This is a genomic window from Streptomyces atroolivaceus, assembly GCF_000717025.1.
Lineage (GTDB): Bacteria > Actinomycetota > Actinomycetes > Streptomycetales > Streptomycetaceae > Streptomyces > Streptomyces atroolivaceus.
In genome coordinates, this window is sequence record NZ_JNXG01000022.1 from 1 (window position 1) to 15,195 (window position 15,195).

General features: G+C 70.3%; 10 protein-coding genes. 4 read left to right on the forward strand and 6 right to left on the reverse strand.

From position 1 onward, the window contains the following. Together OO67_RS32520 and OO67_RS32525 are read left to right on the forward strand one after the other, a co-directional pair. Nucleotides 1-738 (forward strand): C40 family peptidase (locus OO67_RS32520; RefSeq protein ID WP_037665772.1); only part of this gene is annotated, 738 nt, incomplete at its 5' end. 313 nt (nucleotides 739-1,051) lie between these two features. Then, the gene (locus OO67_RS32525) at nucleotides 1,052-3,037 is read left to right on the forward strand and encodes an N-6 DNA methylase (protein WP_033305412.1); all 1,986 of its coding nucleotides are present in this window, start codon (nucleotides 1,052-1,054) and stop codon (nucleotides 3,035-3,037) included. Nucleotides 3,038-3,117: 80 nt separating this feature from the next. Here OO67_RS32525 and OO67_RS32530 read toward each other — a convergent pair whose 3' ends face one another. After that, nucleotides 3,118-4,203 carry a S1 family peptidase gene (locus OO67_RS32530; RefSeq protein WP_033305413.1) on the reverse strand — a complete coding sequence of 362 codons (1,086 nt, stop codon included), beginning with the start codon at nucleotides 4,201-4,203 and terminating at the stop codon, nucleotides 3,118-3,120. 437 nt (nucleotides 4,204-4,640) lie between these two features. Here OO67_RS32530 and OO67_RS32535 point away from each other — a divergent pair, with 437 nt between their 5' ends. Continuing rightward, nucleotides 4,641-5,525 carry an alpha/beta fold hydrolase gene (locus tag OO67_RS32535; protein ID WP_033305414.1) on the forward strand — a complete coding sequence of 295 codons (885 nt, stop codon included), beginning with the start codon at nucleotides 4,641-4,643 and terminating at the stop codon, nucleotides 5,523-5,525. Nucleotides 5,526-5,576: 51 nt separating this feature from the next. On the opposite strand, the gene fxsT is transcribed toward OO67_RS32535, so the two are convergent. The 4 genes from fxsT to fxsA all read right to left on the reverse strand — a co-directional run bounded on the left by fxsT (nucleotide 5,577) and on the right by fxsA (nucleotide 13,509). Then, nucleotides 5,577-9,509 carry an FxSxx-COOH system tetratricopeptide repeat protein gene (gene fxsT / locus OO67_RS32540; RefSeq protein ID WP_078598419.1) on the reverse strand — a complete coding sequence of 1,311 codons (3,933 nt, stop codon included), beginning with the start codon at nucleotides 9,507-9,509 and terminating at the stop codon, nucleotides 5,577-5,579. Beyond that, a complete protein-coding gene (gene fsxC, locus OO67_RS32545; RefSeq protein WP_157841754.1) occupies nucleotides 9,506-10,807 on the reverse strand; it encodes an FxsC protein in 1,302 nt (433 codons plus the stop codon). The genes fxsT and fsxC overlap by 4 nt, the downstream gene beginning before the upstream one ends. 150 nt (nucleotides 10,808-10,957) lie before the next feature. Continuing rightward, complete coding sequence (fxsBH, locus tag OO67_RS32550) at nucleotides 10,958-13,234, reverse strand: radical SAM/SPASM protein FxsBH, inactivated beta-hydroxylase extension form (RefSeq protein ID WP_078598421.1); 2,277 nt, start codon at nucleotides 13,232-13,234, stop codon at nucleotides 10,958-10,960. Nucleotides 13,235-13,344: 110 nt separating this feature from the next. Next, complete coding sequence (gene fxsA, locus OO67_RS37350; protein ID WP_078598423.1) at nucleotides 13,345-13,509, reverse strand: FxSxx-COOH cyclophane-containing RiPP peptide; 165 nt, start codon at nucleotides 13,507-13,509, stop codon at nucleotides 13,345-13,347. Between the two features lie 211 nt (nucleotides 13,510-13,720). Between fxsA and OO67_RS32555 the strand changes: the two genes are divergently transcribed. Further along, a complete protein-coding gene (locus OO67_RS32555) occupies nucleotides 13,721-14,650 on the forward strand; it encodes a DUF4231 domain-containing protein (protein ID WP_033305471.1) in 930 nt (309 codons plus the stop codon). A 12-nt stretch (nucleotides 14,651-14,662) separates the two neighbouring features. On the opposite strand, the gene OO67_RS32560 is transcribed toward OO67_RS32555, so the two are convergent. Continuing rightward, entirely contained in the window at nucleotides 14,663-15,142 is a 480-nt protein-coding gene (locus OO67_RS32560; RefSeq protein ID WP_033305416.1) for a hypothetical protein, read from the reverse strand. Between the last annotated feature and the right edge of the window lie 53 nt (nucleotides 15,143-15,195).

Below are 15,195 nucleotides of genomic sequence, written 5' to 3' on the forward strand. Positions count from 1 at the left end.
CTGGACCAGCTGACGGCCAAGCAGGCCGAGTCGCTGCAGAAGATCCAGGCGAAGCAGCGCACCCTCGCGCAGCAGCGCCAGGAGGCGCAGGGCAAGCTCACCGACGTCGCCGACGTCCACAAGACCCTGAACGAGAACAAGAAGACGTCCCAGGGCAAGCTCGCCGAGGCGCAGAAGCTGCTCAACACCCTCACCGCCGCCGAGCGCGCCAGGATCGCCGAAGAGGAACAGCGCGCCGGCCGTGCCGCCGCCGACCGCGTCGAGCGCGGCAACGAGGCTCCCGCCTCCGCCGATGGCGACGCCGGGGGCGGCGTCGGTGTCGGCGTCGGTGGCGGCGGCAATGACGGCGGCGGCGGTGAGCAGGCCGACCTCGGCAACGAGGTCCCTGCCTCCGCCCTCGGCGCCGCTGCCCTCCAGGCCGCCGACACGCGGGTGGGCAAGCCGTACGCCCGCTACGCCACGGGCCCCGACTCCTTCGACTGCTCCGGTCTGACCCAGTGGGCCTACGCCCAGGCCGGCGTCCAGATCAGCCGCACCACCTACACCCAGATCAACGAAGGCACCCGCATCCCGCGCAGCCAGCTGAAACCGGGCGACCTCGTCTTCTTCAGCAACACCTCGCACGTGGGCCTCTACGCGGGCAACAACACCGTGCTGCACGCCCCGTACCCGGGCACCTACGTCCGCTACGAGTCGATGAACACCATCGGCAGCTTCCAGGCCGCGGTGCGCATCTGATCACGTCCGGACGTGGGAGCGTGCTTCTGCTCCCCGTCCTGAGGCGTGGCGGGGGCGGGCCGTCCCGGACCACGACCCCTCACCGGCATCGGCGACCCACCCGTTCCGCCCGCTCCGGAGGACGGGTTCCGGGCGGAGCGCGGCCCCTGACAGCGATTCGAGCTCGTACGCCACGTGGCCGAGCCTCCCCCGCTCCTGCGCGGCCTCACCCCCGCACCGACCTGTGAACCAAGTCAATGAGCGTAGTAGCCTGCCATGACTGAGGCCGCTGGGATGCCGACCCGCCCGAACCGCCAAGGACCGGAGACCTCGAATGCCCGCAGCCGGCGCCGTACCGGTCAGTCTCGCCGAGATCGCCCGGATCGCGGGTGTGGGGCGGGCAGCGGTCAGCAACTGGCGCCGGCGCCATGACTCGTTCCCCTCCCGCATCGGCGGTACGGACGTCAGCCCCCAGTTCTCGCTGTCCGAAGTGGAACAGTGGCTGCGCGACAACGGCAAGCTCCACGACGTCACCGGCCGCGAATTCCTGTGGCCCCGGTTCGAGGCGCTCGGCAGCAGGGACGCCTCGGGTCTCGCCGTCGCCGAGGCCGCCCGCCGGATGCGCTCCCCGCGGAAACGTTCCACCCTCGCGGAGCTCTCCGACGAGGCGCGGGACCTGGCCGGTGAGGCCGCGCGGCTGGGACGGATCGAGGGACCGCGCGAGACGTTCGAGTTCCTGCTGCAGCGCTGGCTGGACACCCACGTGCGCCAGCTCAGCACCACACCCGCGCAGCTGGCGTCGCTCATGGTCAGGATCGCGCTCGGTGCCCGGCTCGGTCAGGGCGCCGGGGGCCTGACGGTCTTCGATCCGGCGTGCGGCACCGGGCATCTGCCGGTCGCGGCCGCCCAGGAGTACACCGGCCCGGGGCTGACCCTGGTGGGATGCGAGCGCGATCCGGCGCTCGCCGCCCTCGCCACCGCCCGCCTCGGTTTCGTGGCGGAGGGCCGGACCGGCGTGCGTACGGAGATCGCCACGGCCGACGCCCTGCGAGCCGATCCGTTCGCAGGGCTGCGGGCCGACATCGCGCTGTGCAACCCGCCCTTCAACGAGCGCGACTGGGGCTACGAGGAGCTGGCCACCGACCAGCGCTGGGCCCACGGGCTGCCGCCGCGCACCGAACCGGAGCTGGCCTGGGTCCAGCACCTGCTGACCCACCTGCGGCCCGGCGGCGCCGCCGTGGCCGTCCTCCCCCCGGCCGTCGCGTCACGGAGGGCGGGCCGCCGCATCCGGGGATCACTGCTGCGTACGGGCATGCTGCGGGCGGTCGTCGCACTGCCGCCGGGCTGTGCGCAGCCGCACAGCGTCTCGCTCCAGCTGTGGGTGCTGCGGGCGGCTCCGGACGGTCCCGCCTCCACCGCCCAGAACGTCCTCCTGCTGGACGCCAACCGGCTCGCGAAGTCCGGCGCACGCGAACAGGGACCCGAATGGGGCCCGTTGACGGATTTCGTCCTGTCCGCCGTGTCGCAGCTCGACGTCCCGGAGGGCGAACTCCCGGACGGGGCCGTACGGGTCCCGCTCCTCGACCTGCTGGACGACGAGGTCGACGTCACTCCGGGCCGCCACATCTCGGCGGGAGCACCGTCGGGCGTCGAACTCGCGGCTTCGTGGACTGAGTTGACGGGCGCTCTCGGCCAGCTGACCGCATTGACGCAGCATCTGTCGAAGCTGAGCCTCTCGGCCGGGGGCGCGCGCACGACCGTCACCGTCGGCGACCTCGTCAAGGCCGGAGCCCTCACCCTGCGCGCCGGCCAGCAGCCGGCGGCGACCACGGCGTCACCCCACGAGACCGACCTGGCGCTGCTCACCGTCCCCGACCTGCTGAGGGACGGCACTCCGGGCACCCGGGTGGCTCCCGAGGCCGCCGGGACCGTGGCCGAGGAGGGCGACGTCGTGGTCGCCGGTGTGGTCCGCGCGTTCAGGGCGTGGGTGCACGAAGGTCCGCCGATGGCCCTGGGTCCACAGCTCTACGCCCTGCGCGTGGAGCCCGCGAGACTGAACGCCCACTTCCTGGCCGGCTGCCTGCGCGCCCCGTCCAACGGCCGCCAGGCCGGCACGCACGCATCGAGTTCGTCCCGCGTCGACATCAGGCGCCTGCACGTGCTGCAGCTGCCCCTGGAGGAGCAGGCCGGTTATGCGGAGGTGTTCCGGCGCCTCACCTCGTTCAGGCACCTGCTGAGAGGGGCGGACGTACTCGGCGAGCAGCTCGCGGACGACATCAGCGACCGGCTCGCGGCGGGTGGCCTGACCGCTGGACGGTAGCCGCGGCAGGCCGGTGTGCGCGGACGAGCCCGCCCCCTCGCGTGAGGGAGCGGGCTCGCCGGTGCACCGATGACCGCAGGTCAGCCGATCTCGGCACCGTACGCCGCCAGCGCCTCGGGCACCGGCTGGAAGAACGTCTCGCCGCCCGAGGAGCAGTCGCCGCTGCCGCCCGAGGTCAGGCCGAGTGCGGTGTCGCCCGAGAAGAGCGAGCCGCCGCTGTCGCCCGGCTCGGCGCAGACCGTGGTCTGGATGAGGCCGTTGACGATGTCGCCGTTGCCGTAGTTGACCGTGGCGTCCAGGGCGGTGACCTCACCGTCGTGGACCTGGGTGGTGGAGCCGCTGCGGGTCACCGACATGCCGACGGTCGCATCACCCGCCTTGGTGATGGCCTGGGTGGAGCCGTTGTAGAGGTCGACCTCGCTGGGGTGCTCCACGTCGGCCGTGTACTTGACCAGGCCGTAGTCGTTGTCCGGGAAGCTCGAACCCTCGTTGGCGCCGATCTCCGAGCCGCCCTGGGTGTCGGACCAGCTGGTGATCCCCTCGGTGCAGTGCCCGGCGGTCAGGAAGTACGGCTCGCCGTCCTTGACCACGTTGAAGCCCAGTGAGCAGCGCCCGCTGCCGCCCCAGATGGCCTCGCCACCCGCGATCAGGGGCTTGAACTCCCCTGCGGTCTTCTTCAGTTCGGCCTTGGAGCCGAGCCCGTCGACGACCTTGCTCAGCTTGTCCCAGGCCGCGCCGTCGACCGTGCGGTCGGCGGTGACGACCACCTTGTTGCTGACCGGGTCGACGGCCCAGGAGGTGCCGGGGACGGTGGCCTTGTCGGCGAGGGTCTGCCGGGCGTTCGTCAGCTCGGCGAGCGTGTGCTGGACGAGTCTGGCCTTGCCGCCCGCCTGGCGGACCTGCTCGGCCGCCGCCTCGTCCACGACGTTGACGACGAGGTTGTCGGCCTTCGCGTCGTAGTACGCGCCCGCGGTGTCACCGCCCAGGGCCTTGTCCAGGGTCGTGGCGAGATTTCCGGCCGCGTCCGCGCTGAGGGTACGCGGGGTGGACCGGGGTACGTCTTCGCTGGCGTTCGCGGTCTGGAACGTCACTCCGGCCGCGACGAGGCCGAGGACGGCCGATCCGGCCAGGGCCACGCGCTTCCTGGATATGCGTCGGTGCTTCAACTTCGACCTCCTGTGGGGCCGTGCACGGACAAGTGGGGTGTCCGGAACACGGAGGATGGGGCGCCCACTATTCCGATGCGACCGGTAGCACACAAGGTCGACTTCCGGACGCACACACGACGACGACCGTTCACCCGCGCCGTGTTCACAAGCCGGACGTCACACCACGTCGGTTCCGTTCGCGAACACCCGGCGCGACGGGATGTCGGCAGCGGGTGAGGACTGGTCCTGTCCTGTAACAGCTCCCGGAGTCCGGATGCCGTGGAGGGCGTCCCTCGAGCCGGACACCACCGAATGCCTCCGGACGTCCCCGAACACCACCGTCTCGTCCCGACAGGGAGTGCCGGTATCGCTTCCGATAGGTCATCATCGAACAGGCAGTACACACCGGGCAGTTGATGCCCGGACCGAGCGGGGTGACCGAGCGGAGGAGCGGCGTGCGAAGTCGGGTGCGCGTGGGGGACGGACGGCATCTGATGGTCGAGCGTCAGGGGGACCCCCGAGGCAGACCGGTGTTCCTCCTGCACGGGATGCCGGGCAGCCGGCTGGGTCCCGCTCCACGCGGGATGGTCCTCTACCAGCGGAAGACGCAGCTGATCGCCTACGACCGGCCGGGGTACGGCGGCTCCGACCGTCAGCCGGGGCGCAGGGTGATGGATGTCGCGGAGGACGTACGGGCGATCGCCGACTCGCTCGGTCTGGAGCGCTTCGCCGTGGTCGGCCGCTCGGGCGGCGCTCCGCACGCCCTGGCCTGCGCGGCGCTGATGCCCGACCGGGTCACCCGGACCGCCGCCCTGGTCAGCCTGGCTCCCCGGGATGCCGAAGGCCTCGACTGGTTCGACGGGATGGCCGCCTCGAACGTGCTCGCGTACTCCAGGGCCACGGCCGATCCGGACGGGCTGGCGGAGTCGTTCATCAGCCGCTCGGAGGCGATCCGGCAGGACCCGGCAAGGCTCCTGGACGACCTCCGCCGGGAGCTGACCGACTCCGACCGGGTCGTGGTCAACGACGCCGGGATCCGCACGATGCTGCTGGCCAACTTCCGTGAGGGTCTGCGCACTTCGGCCTACGGCTGGATCGACGACGCGATGGCGTTCTCCCGGCCGTGGGGGTTCGACCCCGCGGACATCAGGGGGCCGGTGATGCTGTGGCACGGGGTGAAGGACGTGTTCTCACCCGTGGGACACTCCCGCTGGCTGGCAGCACAGATCCCCGGCGCCACCGCCGTACTGGAACCGGCGGCGGCACACTTCGACGCGCTGTCCGTACTGCCGGACATCCTCAACTGGCTGCTGGACGACCGGGAAGCCGCCGTCTGCTGATCGAGGAAGGTGCTCCGGGCCCCGGACCTCCGGGGCCCGGAGCCCGCCGGCTCACACCGCCATCGGCTCCAGCTCGCGCCGGAACCTCCGCTCGTCCCTCGCTATCCGGGTCAGCGGGTGCTCGTCCCCGAGCTGTCGCGCCAGCTCGTCCCCCGTCTCCGCGCGCACCCTCGTCGCCTCGTCCTTGCGTCCCATCGCGTCGAGCGTGACCGCGATGTTCGAGGTCATGGCCAGGGTCTCCGGGTGGTGCGCCCCGAGGACCTCCCTGAGCTGGCCCGCCACCGTGCGCTCCGTCTCCAGCACGATCTCGGACCCGCCACGGTCGGCCGTGGCGTTGGCCAGGTTCATCACGGAGAACAGCGTGTTCGGGTGCTCCCTTCCGAACACCTCGCGCATGGAGGCCACCACCCGCGTCAGCAGCTTCTCCGCCTCCAGGGACTCGCCGGTCCCCGAGAGGTAGACGCCGAGGTTGTTCTGCGCGGCCAGGGTGTACGGATGCTGCTCCCCCGGCACCTTCATGTACTGGTCGACCACCTCCTGGGCGGTGTCCCTTGCGGCGACGGGCTCCCCCGCCGCGAACAGGTCGGCCGCCATGTTCAGGTCGCAGGCCAGCGATTCGGGGTTGGCGGAGGTGTACTTGGCCCGGTACCTGGCCCGGGTGGCCACGGTGAGCCTCCGCGCGTCCTCCAGCTGGCCCGCCCTGCGCAGGGAGACCGCCAGGCTCTTCGCGGCGCTCAGCGTGGTGGGATAGGTCCGGCCGAGTGTGGCCTTGAAACTGTCGTATGTCCGGCTGAGCAGGCCGACCGAGTCCTCGTACCGCCCGACCTCACGCAGGTCACGCGCCAGGCACATGGCGGAGGACAGGCTGTACGGGTGCTCGGGCCCCAGGACCTCGGACCGCAGGTCGTAGACGTCCTGGTCGATCTCCCTGGCGCGTGCGTACTGTCCGACGCTCCGCAGGTTCAGCGCCAGGTTGTTGGCCGCGGCCAGCGTCCGGGGGTGCCGGTCGTGGAAGATCTGGCTGAACCCCTCGTGAGCCGCGGTCGCCAGCTCGATCGCCCTGCCGTAGTCACCGAGCAGCCCCAGGTCGATGGCCAGGCTGCTGGTGGTCATGTAGGTGTGGGGATGCTCGGGCCCCAGCACCTCCCGCTGCCGGCTGAGAGTGAACTCGTCGAGCTCCTTGGCCTCCACGTACCGGCCGCGGGTGCGCAGGATGTTGGACTGGTGGAAGCAGAGGTAGAGGTACTGCAGGTCCCGTTCCCCCAGCATGTCCCGCCATGTGTCGCGGAGCTCGTCCCCGAGCCGGCCCGCCGTCCGGACGTCTCCCCGCTTCCACAGGTAGCGCACCCGGTCGATCAGCAGCCTGCGGGTCTCCGGCTCCCTGCAGTTGCGCGCGTCCGACGGGCCGAGGTGCGGCCAGATCGTGGCGAAACGCGGCCAGGTCTCGGGGTTGTCGATCGGCTCGTCGTCGTCGGGCCGGGCACCCGCCAGGATGCGGTGGACGACATGCCTGGCCTCGCGCTGCTCCTCCTCGCTGAGCTGCGCCCTGATGACCGCCTGCACCAGCCGGTGCACCTGGATGGAGTTCGACACCTGGTCGACCTTGGCGAGGGCGAAGCGGCCGATCTCCCGGATGACCCGGCCCAGCACCAGCTTCTCCTGGAGCGAGGCGTCGTACGGCTTCAGCGCCTCGATCATCTCCTTGCTGTAGAGGAGGTTCGCGGAGATCGGCTCGGGCGCGAAGAACGCGCAGAGCTGGAGCAGCCGCACCGCGGCGGGGGAACGCTCCTTGAGGCGTTCGATGGAGATGTTCCAGGTGGCCGCCACCGGCTCCGGGTAGTTGGCCGGCTGGTTCAGGGCGAGGACCTGGGGGGCCTGGCGGGCCAGCTGCTCCAGGTAGGCGTCGATCGGGGTGGCGGTCTCCGCGATCCACGCCGCCGCCTGTTCGACCGCGAGCGGAAGGTCCCCGACGGCGGTCGCCACCTGCGCTGCGTCCTCGTCGCTCAGCCCCGGTGCACGGCGCTGGAGGTGCTCGATCGACTCCTCCCGCAGGAACACGTCGACGGGCAGCGCGTCACCGTGCTGGGACCACGTCTGGTTCCTCGACGTGACGAGGATGTGTCCCGAGCCGCCCTGCGGGAAGTAGCGGCTGAGGCGTTCGGGATCGTCGGCGTTGTCGAAGACCAGCAGCCAGCGTTCGGAGGGCACACCCCGCCGCAGCAGGTCCACGGCTTCCTGGGACGCGGCCGCCATGTCGTCGCCGCCCTGGGCGCCGAGCCGTACGGCGAGTTCCGCGAGGCTGGCCACGACGTCGTCGATCTGTTCGGACGATATCCACCACACCAGGTCGTAGTCGGCCATGAAGCGGTGCACGTACTCCAGGGCCACCTGCGTCTTGCCGACGCCGCCGAGGCCGTACAGGGTCTGCGGCTGCGGCAGCACCACGGCCATACCGCCGCCGAGCTGGTCACGCATCCGCTCCAGGACCAGGGAGCGGCCGGTGAAGCCCGGGTTGCGGGGCGGTGCGTTCCAGATCCGGGGCACGGTGCCCGGGAAGCGGGGACCGGGCGACATTCCGTCGCCGAGCTGCACCGGCCGGTCCAGGGCGCGCATGAGGGCCGTGGTGGCGTGCACCTCGTCCAGCCGGAACAGGTCGACCGGGTTGCGGTCGATGTACGGCGCGGACAGCCGTACGTCACTGACCCTGAGAGGCAGCAGCTGACGCCGGCCCCCGCCGGGATCCTCGGAGACCGCCCTCTCCCAGAGGTCGACGGCCCGCTGCGACTTGAGGTAGGCGCTGGAGAGCAGGACGACCGTGCGGGCGGCGGTCTCGGCCGCGTGCGGGGCGTCGACGGGGCCCGGGTCGGCGGAGACGTCGCGCGGGACCACGCGGAACCCCGCCCGGGTGAGGACCGATTCGATCCAGTCGGCCCACATGCGGTTCTCCGCCACATAGCTGAGGAAGAGATCGGCGGGCAGCGCGGGCCTGCGCCGGGTGAACGCGTCACGGATGCGCAGCCGCACCTCGTCGCCCACCTGGGGCATAGAGGTGATCTCCTGCTGTGTGACGACCGCGGTGAGGCGTTCGAAGGCGGACAGGAGCGAGTTGCTCAGCCCGGCCTCGTCGCCGAAGGTGGCCAGGGTCTCCTCGTACGCGTAGTAGGGGCGGTACGGGATCTCCACCGCGCCCCAGTAGGCGGTGAGTTCGTCGCCCGAGAGGTCACGGGGCAGCCGGTCGAACTTCAGCCGGGCCAGCGCCCGGCCGGCGTCCGCCTTCTCCTTCTCGCCTTCGTCGATCCGCATCGGGACGGGGAAGATGGAGATGGGCCGGCCGGTGTAACGCTCGGCGATCTGCCGGGCGACCGAGGCCGCGCCGTCGATGGACTGGTCGCTGAGGGTGAAGCAGTCGACGAGCACGTCCGGGAGGTGGACGGTGCAGATGTCGGCGATGTCGCTGAGCCCTGTACGGCTGTCGATGAGGACGTAGTCGTAGTTGGCCTTCATGTCGTCCCGCAGGGCGTCGAAGAAGTGGCCGCCGCCGAGCCGGTCGTAGAAGTTGTCCCAGTCGAAGGTGGAGACGGTGGCGGAGTACTCACGGTTCTGCCGCCCGGCGGAGACGAAGTCGAGGGTGCCGCCCCTCGGGAACTCCCAGCCGAACGTCTCGGGGGTGAGCGAGACCGCGTGCGGCTGGATGCGGGCGTAGTCGCGGTGCCAGTCGTCGGCCCGCTGGGCGGGGTTGGTCGCCGCCCAGGCGTACTCGGTGATCAGGTCGATCACGCCGGTGGTGGCCCCGAGCGTCGAGGGGTCGAGGAAGGGATGGAAGAACCGGTGGAGTCCCGGGGCCTCCAGGTCCCAGTCGACGGCCAGCACCCGTTTGCCGTTGGCGGCGAGGATCCAGGCGGTGTTGGCCAGGGCCATGGTGCGCCCCGTGCCGCCCTTGTACGAGTAGAAAGTGACGATGCGCCCGTCACGACCGGCTGTCATACGTCCTCCGCATCCGTCGCAGGGTCGTGCATGTCGGGTATGAACCGGGTGTTGCCCATGGGCCCCATGAGTCGCGTCCGTTCACTGTGGCGTCCGCCGGCCGGCGGGTAGACCGTGGCGTGCCTGAGGTACTGCTGGGCGGCCACCTCGACCACCTGGGGAAGGATCTGGCCGAACGCCTCCATACTGGGCACCCCCTTGGCCGCGACACGGCAGAAGGCCCGCCCCTGCCGCATCTTGACCGGCATCGTCTGCTCGAGCTTCTCGGTCAGTTCGGCCTCGGCCGCCCTGCTCTGATGGTCCTCCCTGCACCAGGGGACGACCATGGTCACCCAGGGCCGGTTCTCCCGGTCGAAGGCGGCCAGCCGCCGTCTCAGGTCCTCGTCCTGCAGGGCCCAGCGGTCGACGAGGAGGATCTCCGGGGTACTGGGCGGCTGCTTGCCTTCCCGCTGCCCGGGTTCCTCGTCGAACGACGTGACGACGGCCTGGTAGTTGAGGGACCGCACGAGCTCCTCGGCGACGTAGGCCAGGGGTCTGGCCGCGGCCGGGTGGTACGGGTTCCACTCCTGCGGATTGTCGCCGTAGTACTCCGGGTTCCTGCCTTCCGGCAGGTCGTGGCGGGTGGGGGCGGCGATGCTGATCCGCATGGGCCTCGGGGCGCCCGCTCCGCTGCCCGGTGCGCCGAAGGCGCTGGGGACGAGGCGGAAGTCGAGGGGTCTGCCCGAGCCGATCTGCACGGTGTCCGCGACGTGGACGATGCGTTTGGCCAGATGGTAGACGGCCTGCTCGTAGTCCTGGGCGAACAGCGTGAGCTTGATCAGCCCGTAGAGGCCGTCGCTGACGTACCGGTCACCGAAGTCCCGGTGATTGAACTGTAACCGTTCGGCCGGTCCCGGCAGTTGGCTCGGCTGCACCGGCACCCAGAGCGCGGGGACGATCGCCTCGGCGGGCTGATTCGACCGGGCCCGGTGATGAATGGCGCGCTGTTCGAAGGCGTACCACTCCTTACCGCACATCTCGCTGGCGAAGTAGCGCGGCGAGAACAGCGGGACGAAGACCCGGCAGTTGGCCAGGACATTCCCCAGCCGCTCGGACCAGCCCTCTCCGGAGCGTATCTCCCGGTCCATGAAGCCGGCCGGAGATCCCGCGGGGAGATTGGTCATCGCCATCACATGACCGCAGAGATCTTGGAAAAGCCGTTCGACCCACATGTCCGGGTCCGATCCACCGCCGTACCCCGGTGTATGCGCGTAGCTCAGAAAAAAGTACGGCCGATGGTCCGCTCGCTGTTGCGTCATGCGTGCACACGACCCCCGTCCTGTGTGAGCACCCGCATCCCAGGACTATGGAGAGGGTGCGAGCGAATTCATCATTCCGGAGCGGACTGTGCTCCACCCCCATGGCGTTCGGTCAATCAACGCCGCTTTTCAGTCATCCATACCCAGGATTCATCGAACAGGTTCGAGATCCACGGCATTCATGAGGATGTTCATCCCACTTGTCCCATGTACACCTCTCACCTCGTCCCGGAGTGCCCTCAGCAGCCGCATTCCCCCGACGGTCGGCTCGGCCGCACCGTCCATCATGTCGAGCGCCTCCGGCACTCCGTCCAGGAATCCGGGAAAGAGGAAGGAAAGTCCCACACGTTCGTATGTGCCGGCCAGCAGTCCGGAGAAAGGGACCCTTGTATTCCGCTCCCAGGGCAGCCGGTACTCCCACGCCCCGTCCAGTGCGTGGAGATCCGTGACATCGAGGAGGGCGCGCAGTCCCGTCTGCCGCAGACCGCGCATCAACGCGAGGGCGAGCTCCTGGCCGTCCCCCGTCATCATGAGCCCGACGGCCCCGTAGCCGTGCGGCCGCTTCGCGTTCCGGCCGGCCACGAGCGGGGTCAGCGTGGTCAGGCTCCCCGCGGCCTCCGCCGTCTGCCGGGGCGCGGCCCTCTCCAGCAGCTCCCACGCCCTGCCGACGGCCTCGGTCCAGGACTCCGCCTCCGCCCGGCCCAGACGGGGCGCGGCCGGAGCCTCGAAGCAGTCCCGGTAGGGGTCCACGTCGTCGAGGGCGAGCCGGAGCGCTCCCCCGACGGTGCAGTGACGGACCGGGAGCCACTCGGGACCGTCCGCCCCCCTCGGTACGATCCGTTCACCGCCGGTCTCCCGCCGGACCGAGAGCCCCTCGCCGACGGCTCGCACCCGGGCCCGGCCCGCCTCGCCCGGCTCCGCGAGGCGCAGCTCGCCGAGCGTGGGCAGGAAGAGCCTGCCGTCCCGGTAGTCCGCAGGCACCTCCAGGTCGAGACCGGAGCGCACCGCTGCAGCCGCCACGTAGGACGGCAGCCGCAGTGCCTGACCGACGGCTCCGGGCCTTTCGGCGTGCAGCCCTTCCAGGACGTCCAGCAGCCAGGTACGCGTGTACGGGTGCGCCAGGACGCGGTCGAGCCCGGCGGCGCCCTCGCCGGAGGACTCCAGCACGCCCGCGAGCCCCCAGGCCTCGTCCCAGCGGGCGCCGCCGCGGCCGTCCAGAGCGTCGTGGAGGCCGGCGAGGAGCGTCCGGGTCAGGTCGTGCTGCTCGGCGGCCAGTTCATGCCGGTCGTTCAGCGCAGGGGACACGGTGACCGCGCTCGTGCGCGCCTCGATCCCCCGCACCAGCGCCTCCAGGTCGGCGCAGTAGACGGACGGATTGTCGAAGGCGTTCGCCGAGCGGTAGCGGTGCGTGTAGAGCCCGCCGCCGCAGGACCGTACGACGGGGCACCGGCGGCACGTCTCGCTGACGCCTGCCAGACCGAGCTGCCGCGCCCGGACCCCGGGATGGGCGGCGACGTCGTCGAAGGAGTGCGAGAACACGTCGAATCCGGTGGCCGCGGCGCCCTCGTAGGCGCTCTTGAGGGAGTCGACCTGCTCCAGCTGGCCGTCGGTCTCGACGACCACCAGGTCGGTGGGGGCGAGCCCGAGGGACTCGGTGAGGCTCGGGCCGCCGCTCAGCGTGGAGAGCACCGAGGAGAACAGCCGCACCGGGACGGGTGAGCCCTCCTCCTGCCAGCGGTCGAAGACCGCGAGGAGCCACTCGGCGTAGGCCGTGGGCGATCCGTCGGGGCGGGGCGGCGGCTCGTCCCATGTGGCGTGCGGGAGGAGGAAGTCGATGAGCGGGGGGTCGAGCGCGACCAGGGCGTCCAGCACCGCGTGGGGGTCGTTCCGGATGTCGATGGTGCACAGGAGACCGAGATCGAGGTGGCGGTAGCGGTCCTGCCGGAGCAGCTCGACCGCCTTCAGCACGAGGGGATGGCTGCTGCGTCCGTCCGCGAAGCGCCGGTGCCGGTCGTTGGCCGCACGGTCGCCGTCCAGGGAGATACCCACCTTGACGCCGAACTCGTCGAAGAGGTCCAGATACCGGGGGCTGAGCTGAAGGCCGTTGGTGTGGATCCGGAGGTCGAGGTCCGCGACGCCCGACAGGGCGGAACCGAACTCCTCGCATACGCGCCGCAGACGGGCGGGGCCCGCCAGCAGAGGCTCCCCTCCGTGCAGGATCACTGACACGGAGGGCAGTGCGTGTGTCTTTGCGTGTTCAGCCAGGCGCTGTGCCGTCTTGGCGATGACGTGATCAGAAATCGTCTTGGGCCGGGTTCTCCAGCTCTGATCCGCATGTTCATAGACATAACAATGATCGCAGGCGAGGTCACACCTGCTGTGAACCTTCAGAACGATTTCGCGGAACGGGACCGCGGGGCCTGTCATTCCACCACTCTAGTCCAGCCGCGCCTTGGATCCGGCCGACGACGACGGAAGACGATCGGCCGAACGGGTGGAATTCTTGACGCTTTACGGCACCGGCTTCCCCGCTGTTCCTACAGCGAGGAGTTGAATGTGGAGATCTGTGTCGGGCGACCGCCTGCCGTCGCGAGCACCCGGCCCATCTTCCTGGCTGCTGCACTGCCGGATGCTTCGATCTTCGCAAGCGGCACACGACGCTTCGCGACAGCGAATGTCGGAGTGGATTCGTAGGTCTTCACGGCCGTCCTCGATGGGCTCGTTCCGGACACGGAAACAGCACCGGCACCTGCACCATTGCAGTGTCCGGCGGCACGACTTTACTCTCATGGCCCCGGTGCGCAACTCGACTCGTACAGCCGTAACCCGAGTGATTTCCGCAGAACTACTCCGAATGAGCGGTAACCCGATCCAAGGGCCGGGGTGACCACTACATCGAATACAGGAGTGATCATGACGGCGATTCCCGGACCACTCCAGAGCATGGTCTTCAGGAGCGCTGATCTGCCCGCGCTCTTCCACCACACCGACGCCGTCGCCGTCGCACGTCAGCGGGAGGCGGTCAACACCACCCGCATACAGCTGGTCCTGCTCGTCGTGGGCACCGTGCCGGCTGCCCTGCCCTGGCACGCCGAGGTCGGGACCGACATACAACTCCTCGATGGTATCGCGGTGTTGGCCTATCTCGGTGTCCTGATCGCGACCTATCTCGGCTCCAGGCGCAAAGCAAAGTCGCACTGGCAACTCAACCGCTCCGCCGCCGAGTTCATCAAGTCGAACTGCTGGCGCTACGCGGTCCACGGCTCCCCCTTCGACTCCGCGGTCCAGCACCCCGAGGCGGTCTTCGCCAGCCGCCTCGAGGAGGGGCTCCAGGAGCTGCGGAAGGTCGGCTGGGACGACCCGCGCGAGGAGATGGCCGACTCGGGCGGCGGTCTCATCACCGCGTCCATGCGGGAGTTGCGGGACAAGGCGTTCACCGTACGCAAGGAGACGTACATCCGCGACAGACTGATCGAGCAGCGGCGCTGGTACCGCAGGCGCAGACTGGTGTCGCGGCGCGGTGCCCTCGTCTGGTCGAGCACCATCGCCGCGCTGACCCTGCCGGCACTGGTCCTCGCCGTCCTGCAGACCTTCGGCGGCGCCGGGTCGTTCGCACTGACGGGGACGTTCTCCGCCGCCGCTGCGGCCTTTCTCGCCTGGAACGAGATGCGCCGTCATCACCCTCTGGTGAGCGCGCACTCCCTGGTCGAGGAGGACCTGGAGAACATGCAGGCCGCGATGGAGACCACGCTCACCGAGCGGCAGTGGGCGGCCGCCGTCTTCGAGACCGAACGGATCGTCTCCCCCGAACACACGGACTGGCTGGTCAGGCACCGGGTGTGAGCGCGGACGGGCTCAGTCGCGCTCCACCCCGTCGCGCCAGATGACGGTGACCGGCCGCCCCAGACCGCGGGCGTACGCCACGATGTCGCCGGTGCCTCCGAGACCGCGCGCGGGCCGGCCGTCCCAGACCGCGAGCAGCCGGTCGCAGTGGTCGGCGATGTAGGCGCCCGCAGCGAAGTAGGCCTCGTCGGTGGAGTGCGGGAAGTCCAGCCGGATCTCACGGGCGGCCCGGGCCTTGAGCATGCGGTACTGCCGCAGTTCGGCCTCGTCGGCGAAGCCGGCCTCGTAGTCCCCGCTGGGGATGACCACGGTCAGCTCCGCGCCGTGGGCCAGGGCGACGTCGGCGAAGAGCTGGTCCGCGCCGACCGCCAGGCTGGAGAGCGCCTCCAGGGAGCCCTCGTGTCCGCACAGTGCCGCCTTCAGCCCCTCCAGCACGTGCGCGTGGACCTCCTGGGGGATGGAGCGGTGACCGGTCACTCCGATGCGTTTCACGGATCTGGAACCCCCTGGTGTCTGCCGGGGGCTCCCGGAGGGCACCCCTCCGG

Excerpts from the sequence above, each read along its gene's own strand:
- OO67_RS32525 (WP_033305412.1), top strand. The coding sequence starts at position 1,052 with ATGCCCGCAGCCGGCGCCGTACCGGTCAGTCTCGCCGAGATCGCCCGG.
- fxsT (WP_078598419.1), bottom strand. The coding sequence starts at position 9,509 with ATGACAGCCGGTCGTGACGGGCGCATCGTCACTTTCTACTCGTACAAG.
- fsxC (WP_157841754.1), bottom strand. The coding sequence starts at position 10,807 with ATGACGCAACAGCGAGCGGACCATCGGCCGTACTTTTTTCTGAGCTAC.
- fxsBH (WP_078598421.1), bottom strand. The coding sequence starts at position 13,234 with ATGACAGGCCCCGCGGTCCCGTTCCGCGAAATCGTTCTGAAGGTTCAC.
- OO67_RS32555 (WP_033305471.1), top strand. The coding sequence starts at position 13,721 with ATGACGGCGATTCCCGGACCACTCCAGAGCATGGTCTTCAGGAGCGCT.